13 protein-coding genes are annotated in these 16,494 nt (G+C 57.8%); 5 read left to right on the forward strand and 8 right to left on the reverse strand.

The window, feature by feature from the left end; all coding sequences use genetic code 11:
- Position 1 precedes the first annotated feature (1 nt).
- Both AAIH70_RS28535 and AAIH70_RS28540 read right to left on the reverse strand, forming a co-directional pair.
- Entirely contained in the window at positions 2-673 is a 672-nt protein-coding gene (locus AAIH70_RS28535) for a DsbA family oxidoreductase (RefSeq protein ID WP_132272455.1), read from the reverse strand.
- A 52-nt stretch (positions 674-725) separates the two neighbouring features.
- On the reverse strand, positions 726-2,531 hold the full coding sequence (locus AAIH70_RS28540; protein WP_132272456.1) for an extracellular solute-binding protein: 1,806 nt from the start codon (positions 2,529-2,531) through the stop codon (positions 726-728).
- Between the two features lie 273 nt (positions 2,532-2,804).
- On the opposite strand from AAIH70_RS28540, the gene AAIH70_RS28545 reads away from it, so the two are divergent.
- The 4 genes from AAIH70_RS28545 to AAIH70_RS28560 all read left to right on the forward strand — a co-directional run bounded on the left by AAIH70_RS28545 (position 2,805) and on the right by AAIH70_RS28560 (position 7,410).
- Entirely contained in the window at positions 2,805-3,440 is a 636-nt protein-coding gene (locus tag AAIH70_RS28545) for an invasion associated locus B family protein (protein WP_132272457.1), read from the forward strand.
- Between the two features lie 729 nt (positions 3,441-4,169).
- The gene (locus AAIH70_RS28550) at positions 4,170-5,057 is read left to right on the forward strand and encodes a hypothetical protein (RefSeq protein WP_132272458.1); all 888 of its coding nucleotides are present in this window, start codon (positions 4,170-4,172) and stop codon (positions 5,055-5,057) included.
- A 22-nt stretch (positions 5,058-5,079) separates the two neighbouring features.
- Entirely contained in the window at positions 5,080-6,111 is a 1,032-nt protein-coding gene (locus AAIH70_RS28555; RefSeq protein WP_132272459.1) for a TAXI family TRAP transporter solute-binding subunit, read from the forward strand.
- Positions 6,112-6,387: 276 nt separating this feature from the next.
- Complete coding sequence (locus tag AAIH70_RS28560) at positions 6,388-7,410, forward strand: TAXI family TRAP transporter solute-binding subunit (protein WP_165931944.1); 1,023 nt, start codon at positions 6,388-6,390, stop codon at positions 7,408-7,410.
- A 79-nt stretch (positions 7,411-7,489) separates the two neighbouring features.
- On the opposite strand, the gene hspQ is transcribed toward AAIH70_RS28560, so the two are convergent.
- The 4 genes from hspQ to AAIH70_RS28580 all read right to left on the reverse strand — a co-directional run bounded on the left by hspQ (position 7,490) and on the right by AAIH70_RS28580 (position 10,781).
- A complete protein-coding gene (hspQ, locus tag AAIH70_RS28565; RefSeq protein ID WP_132272461.1) occupies positions 7,490-7,819 on the reverse strand; it encodes a heat shock protein HspQ in 330 nt (109 codons plus the stop codon).
- Positions 7,820-7,926: 107 nt separating this feature from the next.
- Positions 7,927-8,850 carry a DMT family transporter gene (locus AAIH70_RS28570; protein ID WP_132272462.1) on the reverse strand — a complete coding sequence of 308 codons (924 nt, stop codon included), beginning with the start codon at positions 8,848-8,850 and terminating at the stop codon, positions 7,927-7,929.
- A gap of 122 nt (positions 8,851-8,972) precedes the next feature.
- The gene (glnA, locus tag AAIH70_RS28575) at positions 8,973-10,382 is read right to left on the reverse strand and encodes a type I glutamate--ammonia ligase (RefSeq protein WP_132272463.1); all 1,410 of its coding nucleotides are present in this window, start codon (positions 10,380-10,382) and stop codon (positions 8,973-8,975) included.
- Positions 10,383-10,442: 60 nt separating this feature from the next.
- Positions 10,443-10,781, reverse strand: coding sequence for a P-II family nitrogen regulator (locus AAIH70_RS28580; protein ID WP_132272464.1), 339 nt, complete (start codon positions 10,779-10,781; stop codon positions 10,443-10,445).
- A 329-nt stretch (positions 10,782-11,110) separates the two neighbouring features.
- Here AAIH70_RS28580 and AAIH70_RS28585 point away from each other — a divergent pair, with 329 nt between their 5' ends.
- The gene (locus AAIH70_RS28585) at positions 11,111-12,586 is read left to right on the forward strand and encodes an NAD(P)H-hydrate dehydratase (protein ID WP_132272465.1); all 1,476 of its coding nucleotides are present in this window, start codon (positions 11,111-11,113) and stop codon (positions 12,584-12,586) included.
- A 3-nt stretch (positions 12,587-12,589) separates the two neighbouring features.
- Here AAIH70_RS28585 and AAIH70_RS28590 read toward each other — a convergent pair whose 3' ends face one another.
- Together AAIH70_RS28590 and uvrA are read right to left on the reverse strand one after the other, a co-directional pair.
- Positions 12,590-13,393 carry a DUF72 domain-containing protein gene (locus AAIH70_RS28590; RefSeq protein WP_132272466.1) on the reverse strand — a complete coding sequence of 268 codons (804 nt, stop codon included), beginning with the start codon at positions 13,391-13,393 and terminating at the stop codon, positions 12,590-12,592.
- Positions 13,394-13,440: 47 nt separating this feature from the next.
- Positions 13,441-16,362: an excinuclease ABC subunit UvrA gene (gene uvrA / locus AAIH70_RS28595; RefSeq protein WP_132272467.1), complete on the reverse strand. Its 2,922-nt coding sequence runs from the start codon at positions 16,360-16,362 to the stop codon at positions 13,441-13,443.
- Between the last annotated feature and the right edge of the window lie 132 nt (positions 16,363-16,494).

Raw genomic sequence — 16,494 nt, forward strand, 5'->3', positions numbered from 1 at the left:
CTTAGTTCATCGCCTTGCGGGCTTCGGCCTTGGCAGCCGCGATTTCGCGGAATGCGTTGGCAAGCACATCCGGGGTCTGGGCACCGCTTACCGCATATTGCTGGTCGATGATGAAGAACGGCACGCCGGTCACGCCCATGTCCTTGGCAGCAGTGATTTCCGCCTGCACCGTGTCCTTGTCGGCATCGGTGCCAAGCAGGTTTTCGATGACCTTGCGGTCGAGGCCCGATTGTTCTGCTATGTCGAGAAGAACGGCCTGATCGCCGACATTCTTGCCTTCCTCGAAGTTGGCCTTGAAGAGCGCGGTCGCTACCTTGTCCTGAAGCTCGCGGCCTTCCATCATCGCCCAGTGCATGAGGCGGTGGGCATCGAGCGTGTTCGGGCCGATCTTGATGGCGGCGAAATCGAAATTGATGCCGATTTCCTTGCCGAATTCGCGCAGACGGTCATGGGCCTGTTTGACGGCGTCTTCGCCACCCAGCTTTTCCGCCACGTATTTGTGATGATCGACGCCTTCCGCCGGAATGTCCGGGTTGAGCTGGTAGGGACGCCAGTTGACGTCGATGCCGACCTCATCCTGAACTTCGGCAATGGCCAGCTCGAGCCTTGCCTTGCCGAGATAACACCATGGGCAGACGACGTCCGAAACGAGGTCGATAGTGAGCCGTTCCATCCGGAACTCCTTATGTCAGAACAGCCGCCGGGAGGAGGCGGCAGGATTTCAATTATTGTACGCGGGCGTCCCACCAGGTGGAAAACTGGTAGCCGTAAAGCGGCAACGCCTGCGGACGATCGATACGTTTCCAGCGCGCCACCCATTGCTGCGGGATATGGTAAAGCGGCACCAGATAATGGCCGGAAAGAAGCAGGCGATCGAAGGCGCGTACGGAGGCCTGAAAGTCTTCCTTGTTGCGGGCAAGCCGCATGGCATCCATGATCCGGTCCAGATCGGCATCATCCGTTCCGGCAAAATTGAAGCTGCCCGGAGACTTGGCGGCCACCGAGCCCCAGCGTCCGACCTGCTCGATACCCGGCGATAACGACGATGGGTAGGACTTTACGATGACATCATAGTCAAAGCTGCCAGAGCGGCTCTGATATTGCGAATCATCGACGGTGCGGATCGTCATGGCGACACCGATCAGCCGCAGGCTGCGCTGATAGGCAATCGCCAGCTTTTCCTGATCCTGCGTTTGCGTCATCACCTCGAAAGCAAGCTGGCGGCCTTTTTTATCGACCATGCGGCGGTTGCGGATCGTGTATCCGGCTTCCTGCAGCAGATCGACTGCCTTTTTCAGGACGGTGCGGTCACCGCCCGTGCCGTCGGTCTTCGGCAGGCGATAGCTGCCATCGAGGATATCGGGTTCGATCCGATCCTTCGCCTTGCCGAGAAGAGCGATCTCGCGTTCGTCGGCCGGATTACCGAGCGCCGAGAGCGGCGAATTCTGCCAGAAACTTTCCGTACGCGTATAGGCGCCATCGAAGAGGTTCTTGTTGGCCCATTCGAAATCGAAGGCCAGCGAGAGGGCCGCACGGACACGAACGTCGGCAAACAATGGCCGGCGGACATTGAAGGCAAAGCCGAGCATGCCGGTCGGCAGTTGCGGCTGGAAGGCGTCCTTGACGATGCTGCCATTGTTGACGGCCGGGAAATCGTAGGCGCGTGTCCAGTGCGTGGGGCTGCCATCAGGATAGACATCGATCGCACCCTTCTTGAAGGCTTCGAACAGGGTGTTGTCCTGCAGAAAATATTCGATGGCGATCTGGTCGTAATTGTCGAAGCCAACCTTCGAGGGGATGTCCTTGCCCCAATAGTCGGGATTGCGCTCGTAAACGATGCGCTCGCCCGGCGAAATGGATTTCACGCGGTAGGGACCGGAGCCGATCGGTGGTTTCAGCGTGGATTGTTCGAACGTGTCCACGTCGATGGCGTGTTTCGGCAGGATTGGCGTGGCAGTGGCCAGAATGAGCGGTGTCTCGCGCGTGGCCTTGTCGTTGAAGGTGAAGCGAACACCGTGCTCGCCGACCTTTTCCATCTTCTCTACCGAGTTCAGGCGCAGGGAAAACGGAATGCGGCCCTTGTCGCGCAGCACCTCGAAGGAAAAGATCACGTCGTCCTGTGTGACAGGCTGGCCGTCTGACCACTTTGCCTTCGGATTGAGATTGAACTGCACAAAGGTTCTGTCGTTGTCCCATTCGACGCTTTCGGCGAGAAAACCATACAGCGTGAAAGGCTCGTCGCTGGATCGCGTCATCAGTGATTCGTAGATGAGATTGCCGAAAGACGGATCCCAGACCCCGCGTGCGGTGGTGCGGATGCTTTTCAGGTTGAAAGGATTGAGGCTGTCATAGGTGCCGACAACGCCATAAGTGATGCGCCCGCCCTTTTTCACATTTGGATTGACGTAGGGAAAATGTGTATAGTCACTGGCGAGCGCCGGCTGCCCATGCATGGCTATACCGTGCAGCGGTTCCGCACTTGCTGTACCGGCCAGCAAGAAGACAAGAAGTATGGCTGACGGTCTGCGCATGCGGGCGGCTTTCATTCGAAGATGATGCTTTATGATTCTGCGCAAAATAGACCATGCTTGTGGCGGAAACCAAATCAAACACCGCGGAAATAAAGGTTGATACGAAGAAAATTCTCGCGGGCACTGGATATCGCTGAAGCTGCGATGTAACAGGTTGCTCAACGCGGGGGGTCATTCAAATGCCTCATTTGACCGACAGGTGAACGCAGGAAGGCAACCCGATATCGAGCGGCATCGTCGCTCTCGGACGGATTTCAGGAGACGGATTTCGTTATGACGCTTAACGCAAACAACATCACGCGGGCCCTTTCGGCTCTGGCTCTGACGGTCGGCACGGCTGCAGTTCCTTTCGCCGCTTCCGCTCAGCAGGCCGCACCGGCCGGCCCGGCTCCGGGCCAGTGGTACAAGACCTGCGCCAAGCAGGGCGAAAACGACCTCTGCGTCGTCCAGAACGTCCAGCTCGCCCAGAACGGTCAGCTCATCACCGCCGTTGGCCTGATGACGCTGCAGGGCAAGGAAACTCGCAAGATCATGCAGGTTTCGGTTCCGACCGCACGCCTGCTGCCTCCGGGCATCACCATGCAGATCGATGGCGGCAAGGGCCAGAAGATGGATTACACCGTCTGCCTGCCGGACAAGTGCATTGCCGAAGCACCGCTGACGGATGCCAACCTCGCCGCCCTCAAGAAGGGTACCGAAGTTGTCTTCACCTCGGTGAACTTCCGTCGCGCGCCGAACCCGATCAAGATCACGCTTTCCGGTTTCACCGGCGTTTTCGATGGCCCGGCGATTTCTGAATCGCAGGTTGCCGAAAGCCAGCGTTCGCTGCAGGAAGGCATGCAGAAGAAGGCTGAAGAGACCCGCAAGAAGCTTGAGGACGCGCAGAACGCGGCCAAGCAGGGTCAGTAATCTTCTGGCATCGCATGATGTCGAAGCGTTTATGATAAAGGGGCGTCCTCGCGGGCGCCTCTTTTTTTGTCTCCAAAGCACGTCGCAGCTAATTTGCATCATTCTGTTGGCTTAGGCGGCCCGCGTAAGCCCCCCCCGAGGGGCTGGGCATTTTTCCGCCAGGATCAGAGGCGATCGGCTCGAACCTACCGGAAGGCATGCACTTCGCCGATCACCTCTGCCCTGACGAAAACCTGCTCCGGCAGAATGGTGCAAATTAGCTCAAACGTTCTCTAGCACTTGGCAACGTACGGCCTCACATCGTGTGATGCCACGCCATAGATGATGCTGAAGCAACGCGCAGGGTATATTTACCCAGCACTCTATAATCGGATGCATTTTTCAGATTTAACGATTTGTTCTCCATCTCGTCCCGCCTGCGCAGGATGAACATAGTGGAGCACTAGAAAATCAGGTTTGACCTAAGCGCAGAACGTAGTAGCGTCATGAAGTAGAGCTTATCTATAGTCTTTATCGCAACCATAAGCTGCTATGCCATTGTTTATCATACCATTGCGCGAAGCATTTCCAAATCTTTACTGAATCTACATTAAGTTTCCCTGAAACAACAGGGTGGCACTAACCTCGTTTACGCTAAATAAGTATTTTACGAGTGAATGTGGCCTTTCGAAGTTGCTGAATAAGTAACATATCGGTACAACACTCCCCAATCGGAAAAAAGGTTTTGCAGTGCGTACTCGTTGGGATGAAGTAGAAGAAGTCGAGGGCGGCGCCCATCAATTTCTGGGATTCAGCGCGGTCACCTGGAGCATGGCCGTGCCTGTTGCGTTTATCGCAGGTGCCGCAGTCATGAGCTTCTTCGATCAACGTCGGCCGGAAACCGCAGCGTTGGCGATCCCGGCTCCGGTTGCCAATGAAAATGCGAAGAACGGTGTCGTTTCTCGCTCCGTGACCGAGACAAACAGGTGGGAAGAGGAGGCACGTCAAGCCGCCTCTAAAGCCGCCGAACTGCAGATGCAGGTCGAGGCACTTCGCGATCAGGTGAGTGATGAATCCCGCCGCCGCGCTCAGGCAGAGCAGGCGGCGGAGCAAACCGCGACCGCACTCGAAAGAATTCGGCAGCAACCCGAGCCTGCGGCGAACCGCGTGGCAACGGCCGTGACCGTATCCGAGCCGGCTCAGCCGAGCCAGGATGCGCTTTCCTACGCCGCGCCGACAAATACGTCTGCGCCGGGTTTCTCTTCCCAGACGCAAACCAGCGCGCGCCCGCAGTCATCCGCCGCCAGCGATGACTCTATTGCTCTCCAGCGGATCATCGAGGACACGGCAAGCCGTAGCGCGGCCCTGTCGGACCGCAGGGACGAGATGGAATCCGAAACGACGGCAAGCTTGTCGGATTCGCGTTCCGCCCGCGCCCCTCGCAGTGGTTCGGACGTCGAAACCGCGCTGTCCAGGGCGACAGGCCTGGATACGCTGACGGCTTCGCAGCGGAGCGGCCTGAAAGATGAATTGACGGCAGGTGCTTGCGTGACCGTGAGCCTTGAAAAGGTGTTCGGAAACCCGGTGCCCGTCGTACCACTCAGAAACCTGGTTAGGGATCTCGATAGCGATTGCTGATCTACCGCGTCACTAAGGGGGAATGTTCTTGAAGTTAGCATCACTCAATTTGTTCGCTCTGGCTGTGATCGGCAGTCTTTTGCCCGGCATGGCCCGGGCGCAAGAATCGGATCGCAACATCATGGCGTCCATGGAAGGCGGCAGTCAGACCTTGATTGCGCGCGACATCGCCGAATTGGGTAACAAATGCGGTCTCCCGCTGCATGTCGTTGATTCACACGGGTCGCTGGAAAACTTTTTCGGCGTCAGGAACCGACACAATACGCAGTTCGGCATCGTCGATAGCGATATTCTCAATTACCTCTCCGCATACCGCGGAAGCAACGATGATGTGAAACAGGCCATTCAGGGCATGCGCATCATGTTGCCGCTCTACGATGCCGAAGTGCACGTCGTTGCACGCGCCGGCATCAACAGCCTGCAGGATCTTCGCGGCAAGCGGCTTGGCGTCGGCCAGAAGGACGGCACGGCCTACCTGACCTCGCAGCTTATTCTCGACATCCTGCGCATTCAGGTCGCTGAACGCGTTGCAGGCTCGGCCGATGAGATGATCGAACTGCTGCGCCAGGGCGAGATCGATGCGCTCTTGAAGGTGGGCAATGCCCCGATGCCGATGTTCACGGACGGACGGCTGGACAATTCATTCCATATGGTCCCGATCACCGATGACGTTCTGCATGCCAGCTACAAGCCGGTAACGCTGGCGGCGGGCACCTATTCATTCCAGAGAGAACCCATCAAGACAATCGCTAGCAAGACGCTGCTGATGACCTATGAATATGGTTCGGAGAAGAACGCCTACTACAGAAACTCCTGCAAGGCGGTGGCTGATTTCACCAACCTGATCGTTGGCAATCTGGACGAGCTTCGCCGTGTCGGTCACCATCCGAAATGGAAGACACTCAATCTGACGGAAATCCCGAAAGGTTGGGAAGTGGGCTCCTGCGTGCGCAAGGGCCTGGAGCCGACCTATGAGGTCAGCTGCACCGAACAGGTCGATAGTGCCGATAACCAGCAGTATCTCGATCTGCTGCGCAATCGCCTGCGTCAGTAGACGCTCCGTATAGTTTTGAAGCGGCAAAGGCCGGTGCCCGTTTCTGAAGGCGCCGGCCTTTCTCAGATACGCATCGGCATTGTCATGCAGTCGACCGGGAACGGGCGCAAGTGAGATTGGCAGGTCATACCTGCCCGCGGGAATACGACGCAACGAGCGCCTACTCCGCTGCGACACTACGTCAAAAAGGAATGACCGTGACGGGGCGCCGGACGTGACCGCGCCAAGGACTGCAATGACGGCAACGGAAACAATAGGAAAATTACGAGGACTCCCGTGAGATTTGGAACACTTAAATTAATTGGTCTGGCATTGATCGGCGCGCTTGGTTCCCAGGTCGCGTCAGCGCAGGAAGCCGAGCGCCACATCATGGCGGCAGGCGCAGGTTCAACACAGGGGTTGATCGCCGAGGATATCGCCGGGCTTGGCGACAGATGCGGCTTGCCTTTGAGTGTTGTGGCATCCAAAGGCGCGCTGGAAAGCTTTTTTGGGGTTCGCAATCGCCATAACACCCAGTTCGGCATCGTTGACGGCGACCTCTTGAATTATTTGAGCAGCTACAAGGGGCAGAATGCCGACGTCAAGGAAGCGGTTCAGGGTATGCGTATCATGCTCCCGCTGTTTGATGCCGAAGTGCATGTTCTGGCACCTGACAACATCAGCACCCTGCAGGATCTGCGCGGAAAACGCATTGGCGTCGGTGAGAAAGACAGCACGGCCTATCTGACATCGCAGTTGATGTTCGATATTCTGCGCATCCCCGTCGCCGAGCGTGTTACCGGTACCACAGACGAGATGATCGAGCTTTTAAGACAGGGCGAGATTGATGCAATGATCCGCGTCGCCGGAGCGCCGGTGGCAGCATTGGCCGATAAGCGGATCGACAGTACTTTTCATCTGGTGCCGATCACAGATGAATTGCTGCGGGCAAGCTACAAGACGGTGACGATCCCGGCAGGTATGTATCCGTATCAGCGAACCGCCGTGCAGACGGTCGCGGTCAAGACACTGCTGATGACCTACGAGTATGGCACCGGCAAGAACGCCTATTACAACAGTTCCTGCAAGGCGGTTTCGGATGTCACCAGCCTGATTGTCGATAATATCGACGAGCTGCGCCGGACCGGACACCCAAAATGGAAGGATGTCGATCTGACCGAAATCCCCAAGGGCTGGGAAATCGGCATGTGTGTTCGCAAGGGTCTCGACCCGAACTACAAGGTTTCATGCAGTCAGGCTGCCAGCAGCAGCGATAACAGCGAATATCTCAATCTTCTCGGAGAACGCCTCAAGAAATGAGGGCTCAACCGCTTGATTGAAAAATATTGAGGGCGCCGTCATGGCGCCCTTTTTTGAGGTTGAACAGCTTTTCAGACACCTAATGGGCGAGTATCGCCTTCGGCCTCAGCTCCCCGGAAGGGCTGCGATCGAAGATCCGCATGACGTTGTCGCTGCGCAGCGGCTGTTCGCTGTCGTCATGCTCCAGATTCTGCTCCGAGACATAGGCCACATATTCCTGCTCGTCGTTTTCGGCGAGGAGGTGGTAGAAGGGCTGGTCCCTGTTCGGGCGGATATTTTCCGGAATCGCGTTCCACCATTCCTCGGTATTCGCGAATTCGGCATCCACATCGAACACGACGCCCCGGAACGGGAAAACCTTGTGGCGAACGACTTCGCCGATGGTGAATTTTGCGTTGCGTTGTTTCATGGCGCGAACTTCCTTTCGCAACATTATGTGGTCACTCTGTTCCCACGCTACAAGGGCAATGCTTCAGCGCTGAAAAGGCTCCCTAAAAGGCGAAAATTCCGCGAATTTCAGCTCGCTCTGGCTTTCTTCGGCATGGTCGCCAGAATGACGCCACCCAGCACAAGCAGAATGCCGATGGCATGATAGGTGGCAAAACTTTCGCCCAGAAAGACGATGGCCATGACGATCGAAACCGGTGGCATGAGATAGAGCGTGACACCCGCCTGAGCCGGACCGAACACGCGCACAGTCTGCTGGAAACAGTAAAACGCGGCAAGTGAGGCAAAGGCCACCATGCCTGCGATTTTTGCCCAATCCATCGGCTCATCCGGCAGAGGGCCATCGGTGAAAAATTCGTAGATGGTCGGCGGCAGAAGAACCAGCGCACCCGACAACGCGATGATGCCGAACAGTGACAGCGGCTGCAGCTCCTGTAACGCCGGCTGACGCAGCAGGATCGAATAGGTCGCAAACGATATCGCCGCGATCAGGATGCCGAAATCTCCGATATTGAAATCGAGATGCAGCAGTGCCGAGAGATCTCCGCGCAATACGATGACGATGACGCCGGCGAAAGCGATCGCCATGCCCGTCAGTTCTCGGATGCCAATGGTTCGGCCGGCGAACATCCACTGGAACAGGATGATGAACAGCGACGACGTCGTGTAAATCAGCGTGCCGTTGGCGGCCGTGGTGTAGTTCAGCGACCAATAGACGACACCGCCGCAAATGCCCATGCCAAGTCCGCCCAGCACCAGCCAGAGCCAGAAATGACGGCTAACGAAGGTCCAGACTGCGCGGCGATCGGCGAAAATGAAGGGCAGTGTCACCAGCGTCGAGCCGGTCCAGCGCAGAAAGGCGGTGGTATAGGGCGCCACGTCACCAATGATGCCGCGGCCGAAAATGATGTTGGTGGAAAAGAAAAGCGGCACGAGGGCGAAAATCAGCCAATCGAGCGGGCGTGCAGGATCGGGTTTGGATTGATCGGGCATGGTGCACCGGAAAAGGAATGGCGCCGAAATGGCTGAGACGAGATGAAACGAGAAACGGCGGGATTTTGTCCCGCCGTTTGCGGCATGCGGCCGAAGCCGCCTGCGTTATCGGATCCGGCGGATCAGGCCGAGTAGTACATGTCGAATTCGACCGGGTGCGGCGTCATTTCGTAACGCATCACTTCGACCATCTTCAGTTCGATATAAGCGTCGATCTGGTCGTCGTCGAAGACGCCGCCGGCGGTCAGGAACTTGCGGTCGCGATCGAGATTTTCGAGCGCTTCACGCAGGGATGCGCAGACGGTCGGGATCTTCTTCAGTTCCTTCGGCGGCAGGTCGTAAAGATCCTTGTCCATGGCCTTGCCCGGATGGATCTTGTTCTTGATGCCGTCGAGGCCGGCCATCAGCATGGCGGCAAAGGCGAGGTAGGGGTTCGCCAGCGGATCAGGGAAGCGCACTTCTACGCGCTTGGACTTGGGACCTGTGCCGAACGGAATGCGGCACGACGCCGAGCGGTTGCGGGCCGAGTAAGCCAAGAGAACCGGTGCTTCATAACCCGGAACCAGACGCTTGTAGGAGTTGGTCGTCGGGTTGGTGAAGGCGTTGATGGCCTTGGCATGCTTGATGATGCCGCCGATGTAATGCAGGCAGCTTTCCGACAGGCCGGCATATTCGTCGCCGGCGAAGGTCGGCTTGCCGTCTTTCCAGATCGACTGGTGCACGTGCATGCCCGAGCCGTTATCGCCGAAAATCGGCTTCGGCATGAAGGTTGCCGTCTTGCCATAGGCATTGGCGACCTGGTGCACTACGTACTTGTAGATCTGGATCTTGTCGGCGTTGCGCACCAGCGTGTCGAACTTGACGCCAAGCTCGTGCTGGGCGGCAGCCACTTCGTGGTGGTGCTTTTCGACGACGACGCCCATTTCCGTCAGGACCGTCAGCATTTCGGAACGCATGTCCTGCAGGCTGTCGATCGGAGGAACCGGGAAATAACCGCCCTTGACGCGCGGACGGTGGCCAAGGTTGCCGGTCTCGTAATCGGTGTCGTCGTTGGACGGCAGTTCCGACGAATCCAGCTTAAAGCCCGTATTGTACGGATCGGCCTTGTACTTGACGTCGTCGAAGACGAAAAATTCAGGCTCGGGGCCAACGTAGACGGTATCGCCGACGCCGGACGCCTTCAGATAGGCTTCTGCCTTCTTGGCGGTGCCGCGCGGATCGCGGTTATAGGCTTCGCCCGAAACCGGATCGAGAATGTCGCAGATGACGACCATGGTCGACTGCGCGAAGAACGGGTCCATGTGGACCGTGGCCGGATCTGGCATCAGCACCATGTCCGACTCGTTGATGGCCTTCCAGCCGCCGATCGAGGAACCGTCGAACATGACGCCATCGGCGAACATGTCCTCATCCACGGCGACAACGTCCATGGTGACGTGCTGCAGCTTGCCCTTTGGATCGGTAAAGCGCAGGTCCACGAACTTGACGTCGTTTTCCTTGATCTGTTTCATGATGTCGCTTGCGGTCGTCATGGGATCTTTCCTTGGGTGTGAGAATGATGAGGTGCCGGTCCTTGGTTGGACCGGACGTTATTAAATCGCGTCAATACCGGTTTCGCCGGTGCGGATACGCACCACTTCTTCCACGTTCGAAACGAATATCTTGCCATCGCCGATGCGTCCAGTCTGGGCCGCATTGCGGATGGCATCGATGACCGACTCGACATTCTCGTCTGCGAGTACGACCTCGACCTTCACCTTTGGCAGAAAATCCACCACGTATTCCGCACCGCGATAAAGCTCGGTATGGCCTTTCTGCCGGCCAAATCCCTTTGCTTCGGTCACCGTGATGCCTTGCAAGCCGACTTCCTGAAGGGCTTCCTTCACTTCGTCGAGCTTGAAGGGCTTGATGATCGCTTCGATCTTTTTCATGAGAAAATATCTCTCCGCTTCTCCCTGAGAGCGGGCACTCCCCGCCAGCCCTTGATAATGCAGGTATCATGCCAATCCAAGTGCGATGATGCCTTAAATATCCTAGCCTTAAGTGATGGCCCGAGCCAAGGGCGGGTTTCCGGGCTGTGTGGTGAAAGTGGTGCCGTGCAAGAAGTTGGTCATTACCATGCGAGGGATATCTTCTCGCACTGAATTAGCGCCTCCGAAGACGATCGGATGCTTGATAATTATGCATATGATTATTTTTGATGCATTTGCCGAAAAAGAAACCCATTGTTTTTATCGGGTAAGACGAGTCAACATGGGTCATGACCGACATCAGCACACTTATTCTGACACCTGAAGAAATGTCCGCCGTTGATGCCGCATCAGCGGACTGCGGCATTCCGTCTTACGCGCTGATGGAACGTGCGGGGCAGGCGGTTGCGGCGCTTGCCTTGAAACATTACCCGCAGGCGGAGTGCTTTGTGGTTCTGTGCGGCCCGGGCAATAATGGCGGCGATGGATATGTGGCGGCGCGCGTGCTCGCCGAATCGGGCTCAGTGGTTCGCGTGTATGAGTTGGCGTTAGAGGCGGCACTGAAGGGGGATGCACGACGCGCTGCGGTGGCATGCCCGATCGATAAACGGCAACTGGGCGAATACCGGCCGCTCAAGGGCGACGTGATCATAGACGCGCTGTTTGGAGCCGGCCTTTCACGTCCTTTGCCGACGGAGGTTGGCGATGTGATCTCGGCGGTCGGTGAGGCAAGACTGCCTGTTCTCGCCGTCGATCTGCCCTCCGGCATTTGCGGCCTGCGCGGTCAAATTCTGGGTGCGGCGTTTCGGGCCGAGCGCACAATTACCTTCATGGCAAGGAAACCGGGGCATCTGCTTATGCCGGGTCGGGAATACTGCGGAGAACTGGAGGTTTTCGACATCGGCATTCCGCACAGGATCGTTGCTGCGCATGCCGGAGATATCCTGAAAAACGATCCTGCCTTGTGGGCTTCACATCTGCCGCGGCTTGCCACCGAAACCCACAAATACAAGCGCGGCCATCTCGTGGTGTTTTCCGGCGGGGCCTCGCATACCGGGGCCGCGCGTCTTTCAGCCAAGGCGGGCCTCAAAAGCGGCGCCGGACTGGTGACGGTTGCCGCGCCGGAGGACGCCATGGCGGTCAATGCCGCGGCGCTGACGGCGGTCATGCTTCGGCAAATTCAAACGATATCCGATTTGGACGAATGGCTTGAAACCGCGAAGATTGCGGCCTGTGTGCTCGGGCCCGGTTTTGGCGTGGGAAACCGCGCGCGGGATTTCGTGGCGATACTGAAGGACAAGGCGCTGGTTCTGGATGCCGATGGCATCACGTCCTTCAAGGATGAGCCGGAGACGCTGTTCAATGCGTTCGGAAACGGTGAAACACATTTGGTGCTGACGCCGCATGAGGGAGAATTTGCGCGGCTTTTTCCCGACATCGCCGCCGACCAGAAGCTCGGCAAGGTGGAAAAGGCGAGGGCTGCGGCAGTCCGCGCCCATGCCGTCATCATTTATAAAGGCGCAGACAGTGTCATCGCTTCACCGGATGGACGCGCCTACATCAACGACAATGCGCCGCCATGGCTTGCCACTGCCGGTTCCGGTGATGTGCTGGCCGGCATGATCGGCGCATTGCTGGCGCAAGGTGTTCCGGCCTTCGAGGCCGCGGCGGCGGGCGTTTATCTTCACGGCGAGGCGGCCAGGCGGGCAGGGCCGGGCATGACGGCAGAAGATCTGGCCGACCATGCCGATGTGACGTTCCGCTAAGCGCTATTTCAAGCGTTCGGCCATGGCCATTGCGCCCTGCGGCGCGTTGACCTTGCCTTCGTGAATGAAAAAGGCAAACACATCGCGCGGCTTATTCTCGACCTTGCGACCGGCATCCACCAGCGGCAGATCATCCGGCACGCCGCCTGCCGCCCATGTCTTCAGCCGTTTTGCCCAGGCGTTCATATCGTCCTCGGCATAACAGGTGGGGATTTCATCCGAACCCTTTTGCAGCCGCGCATAGACAAAATCCGCGGTGACATCCGCAATCATCGGGTAATCGAAATGTTCGGCGCAGACCGGCGCGATATTATATTTCTCCAGCAGAGCGACGAATTCCGGCACCTTGAAACTGTCGTGGCGCACCTCGACCAAATGCCGCAGCGGCAGACCTTCGAGCGTGTTCGGGAGGAGTTTCAGAAAGGCTTCGAAATCGTCCGGTTCGAATTTTTTCGTCGGCGCGAACTGCCAGAGCAACGGCCCCAGACGATCCCCTAGTTCGACCAGTCCCTGATTAAGGAATTTATCAATCGATTCAGATGCCTCTGCGAGAATCTTGCGGTTTGTGGTGAAGCGGCTGGCCTTCAGCGAGAAGATAAATCCGTCCGGCACTTCAGACGCCCATTTGGCAAAGGTTTCCGGTTTCTGCGAACCGTAATAGGTGCCGTTGACCTCGATGACGGAAAGCTTGCTCGACGCATATTCGAGCTGCCGTTTCTTGGCGAGCTTTTCGGGATAGAACGTGCCTTCCCAAGCATCAAAAGTCCAACCGCCGATGCCGGTGCGGATCATGCCCGAATTGCTCATCAGTGCCTCCCGTTGAGATCAGCTTACCATATCGTGGTTACGGCGGATTACTCCGCCGCCTCAACCTTCTTGGCCGGGCGCCGCTCCAGCAGTTCCTTGAGGAAATGACCGGTATAGGAGCGCTTTTCCTTGACGATCTGCTCCGGCGTGCCTTGAGCGACCACTTCGCCACCGCCCGTGCCGCCTTCGGGGCCGATATCGATCACCCAGTCAGCCGTCTTAATGACTTCGAGATTGTGCTCGATGACCACCACCGAATTGCCCTGATTGACCAGTTCGTGCAGCATTTCCAGAAGTTTGGCCACATCGTGGAAATGCAGGCCGGTGGTCGGTTCGTCGAGAATGTAGAGCGTGCGGCCGGTGGAGCGTTTCGACAGTTCCTTGGCGAGTTTGACGCGCTGCGCCTCACCGCCGGACAGTGTGTTCGCCTGCTGGCCGACCTTGATATAACCCAGACCAACCTCGAACAGCGCCTGCAGCTTGTCGCGCACCGCAGGAACCGCCGAGAAGAATTCGACGCCTTCCTCGACGGTCATGTCCAGCACGTCGGCGATCGACTTGCCCTTGAAATGTACGTCGAGCGTTTCTCGATTGTAGCGCTTGCCGTGGCAGACGTCGCAGGTGACGTAAACGTCGGGCAGAAAATGCATCTCGATCTTGATGACGCCATCGCCCTGGCAGGCTTCGCAGCGGCCGCCCTTGACGTTGAACGAGAAGCGGCCGGGCGCATATCCGCGCGCCTTGGCCTCGGGAAGGCCCGCAAACCAGTCACGGATCGGCGTGAAGGCACCGGTATAGGTGGCCGGGTTTGAACGCGGCGTGCGGCCGATCGGCGACTGGTCGATATCGATGACCTTGTCGATATGTTCGAAACCATCGATGCGATCGTGTTCGGCCGGGATCTCGCGCGCGCCCATGACGCGGCGGGCAGCCGACTTGTAGAGTGTTTCGATCAGGAAGGTGGACTTGCCGCCGCCCGATACACCCGTCACCGCCGTGAAGACGCCGAGCGGCACGGCCGCCGTGACGTTTTTCAGGTTATTGCCGCGCGCGCCGACAACCTTGATTTCCTTACCCTTCTTGGGCTTGCGCCGTTCGGCCGGCACGGCAACGCCGAGTTCACCGGACAGATATTTGCCGGTCAGCGATTTCGGATTGGCCATGACCTGTTGCGGCGAGCCCTCGGCCACCACCGTGCCGCCATGAATGCCGGCGGCGGGGCCGATATCGACGACGTAATCGGCGGTAAGGATGGCATCTTCGTCATGCTCGACGACGATGACCGTGTTGCCGATATCGCGCAGGTGTTTCAGCGTTTCGAGCAGTCGGGCATTATCGCGCTGGTGCAGGCCGATCGACGGCTCGTCGAGAACGTAAAGCACGCCGGTCAGGCCGGAGCCGATCTGCGAAGCGAGCCGGATACGCTGGCTTTCACCACCCGACAGCGTGCCGGAATTACGCGACAGGCTGAGATAATCGAGACCGACATCGTTCAGGAACTGTAGGCGCTCACGGATTTCCTTGAGGATACGGACGGCGATTTCGTTCTGCTTGGCATTGAGATGCTCGGGCAGAGCCGAAAACCAGTCACGCGCCACCCTGATCGACATTTCGGTGGTCTGGCCGATATGCATCTTGTTGATTTTCACCGCCAGCGCTTCAGGCTTGAGGCGATAACCGGCGCAGGCCGGGCAGGGCGCTGCCGACATATACCGCTCGATTTCCTCGCGTGCCCAGGCGCTGTCGGTTTCCTTCCAGCGGCGCTCGAGATTTGGCACGATGCCTTCGAAATTCTTGGTGGTTTTATAGGACCGCGCGCCGTCGGCGTAATTGAACTCGATTTTTTCCTCGGTGCCCTTGAGGATCGCTGTCTGCGCTTCCTTCGACAGCTTTTCCCAGCGGTCGGACAGCTTGAAGCCAAACACCTTGCCGAGGCCCTCGAGCGTCTGGTTGTAATAGGGCGACGAGGATTTGGCCCAAGGCGCAATCGCCCCATCCTTGAGGGTGCGGCCGGGTTCCGGCACGATCAGGTTTTCATCCACCTTCTGCTGCGAGCCGAGACCATCGCAGGTCGGGCAGGCGCCAAAGGGGTTGTTGAACGAGAACAGGCGCGGTTCGATTTCCGGAATGGTGAAGCCGGAAACGGGGCAGGCGAATTTTTCCGAAAACAGCACACGCTCGTGTGTTTCGTTGAGCGACTTGTTGGCCGAGCCGCCGGCTGCGGTTTCATTGGCGGGCAGGGGCTTGTCTGCAAACTCGGCGACAGCAAGACCATCGGCCAGTTTCAGCGAGGTTTCCAGGCTGTCCGCCAGACGAGCGGAGATGTCGGAGCGCACCACGAGACGGTCCACAACGACGTCAATATCGTGCTTGTATTTCTTGTCGAGCGGCGGAACGTCGGCGATCTCGTAGAACTGACCATCGACTTTCACGCGCTGAAAGCCCTTTTTCATCAGTTCGGCGAGTTCCTTTTTATACTCGCCCTTACGGCCACGGATCATCGGCGCAAGAATATAAAGACGCGTGCCTTCCTCGTAAGCGACAATGCGATCGACCATCTGGCTGACCGTCTGGCTTTCGATCGGCAGGCCTGTGGCCGGCGAATAGGGAACGCCGACACGCGCGAACAGAAGGCGCATGTAGTCGTAGATCTCGGTAACGGTACCGACCGTCGAGCGCGGGTTGCGCGAGGTCGTCTTCTGCTCGATCGAGATCGCCGGCGACAGACCGTCGATCTGGTCGACATCCGGCTTCTGCATCATTTCGAGGAACTGGCGGGCATAGGCCGACAGGCTCTCGACATAACGGCGCTGGCCTTCCGCATAGATCGTATCGAAAGCCAATGACGACTTTCCTGACCCGGACAGGCCGGTCATCACGATCAGCGAATTGCGCGGAAGATCGAGGTCGATGCCCTTGAGATTGTGTTCACGCGCGCCACGAATGGAGATCGTCTTGAGTTCGCTCATTACCAAAGCCTGATGGGAGGGAAGTTTCCCTATGTAGTGATTGATTCGGCGGTGTCGAGATGGAAACGACAAAGGTCAAACCGTCGTTCCCGATTCGTTTGACATGACTATAGGAATAAAATAGAACAAATA

Source organism: Neorhizobium sp. BT27B (assembly GCF_050455485.1).
Taxonomy (GTDB): Bacteria; Pseudomonadota; Alphaproteobacteria; order Rhizobiales; family Rhizobiaceae; genus Neorhizobium.

What these genes read in the sequence shown, in the direction of transcription:
- AAIH70_RS28535 (WP_132272455.1), bottom strand. Translation starts at nt 673, where the DNA reads ATGGAACGGCTCACTATCGACCTCGTTTCGGACGTCGTCTGCCCATGG.
- AAIH70_RS28540 (WP_132272456.1), bottom strand. Translation starts at nt 2,531, where the DNA reads ATGCGCAGACCGTCAGCCATACTTCTTGTCTTCTTGCTGGCCGGTACA.
- AAIH70_RS28545 (WP_132272457.1), top strand. Translation starts at nt 2,805, where the DNA reads ATGACGCTTAACGCAAACAACATCACGCGGGCCCTTTCGGCTCTGGCT.
- AAIH70_RS28555 (WP_132272459.1), top strand. Translation starts at nt 5,080, where the DNA reads ATGTTCTTGAAGTTAGCATCACTCAATTTGTTCGCTCTGGCTGTGATC.
- hspQ (WP_132272461.1), bottom strand. Translation starts at nt 7,819, where the DNA reads ATGAAACAACGCAACGCAAAATTCACCATCGGCGAAGTCGTTCGCCAC.
- AAIH70_RS28570 (WP_132272462.1), bottom strand. Translation starts at nt 8,850, where the DNA reads ATGCCCGATCAATCCAAACCCGATCCTGCACGCCCGCTCGATTGGCTG.
- glnA (WP_132272463.1), bottom strand. Translation starts at nt 10,382, where the DNA reads ATGACGACCGCAAGCGACATCATGAAACAGATCAAGGAAAACGACGTC.
- AAIH70_RS28580 (WP_132272464.1), bottom strand. Translation starts at nt 10,781, where the DNA reads ATGAAAAAGATCGAAGCGATCATCAAGCCCTTCAAGCTCGACGAAGTG.
- AAIH70_RS28585 (WP_132272465.1), top strand. Translation starts at nt 11,111, where the DNA reads ATGACCGACATCAGCACACTTATTCTGACACCTGAAGAAATGTCCGCC.
- AAIH70_RS28590 (WP_132272466.1), bottom strand. Translation starts at nt 13,393, where the DNA reads ATGAGCAATTCGGGCATGATCCGCACCGGCATCGGCGGTTGGACTTTT.
- uvrA (WP_132272467.1), bottom strand. Translation starts at nt 16,362, where the DNA reads ATGAGCGAACTCAAGACGATCTCCATTCGTGGCGCGCGTGAACACAAT.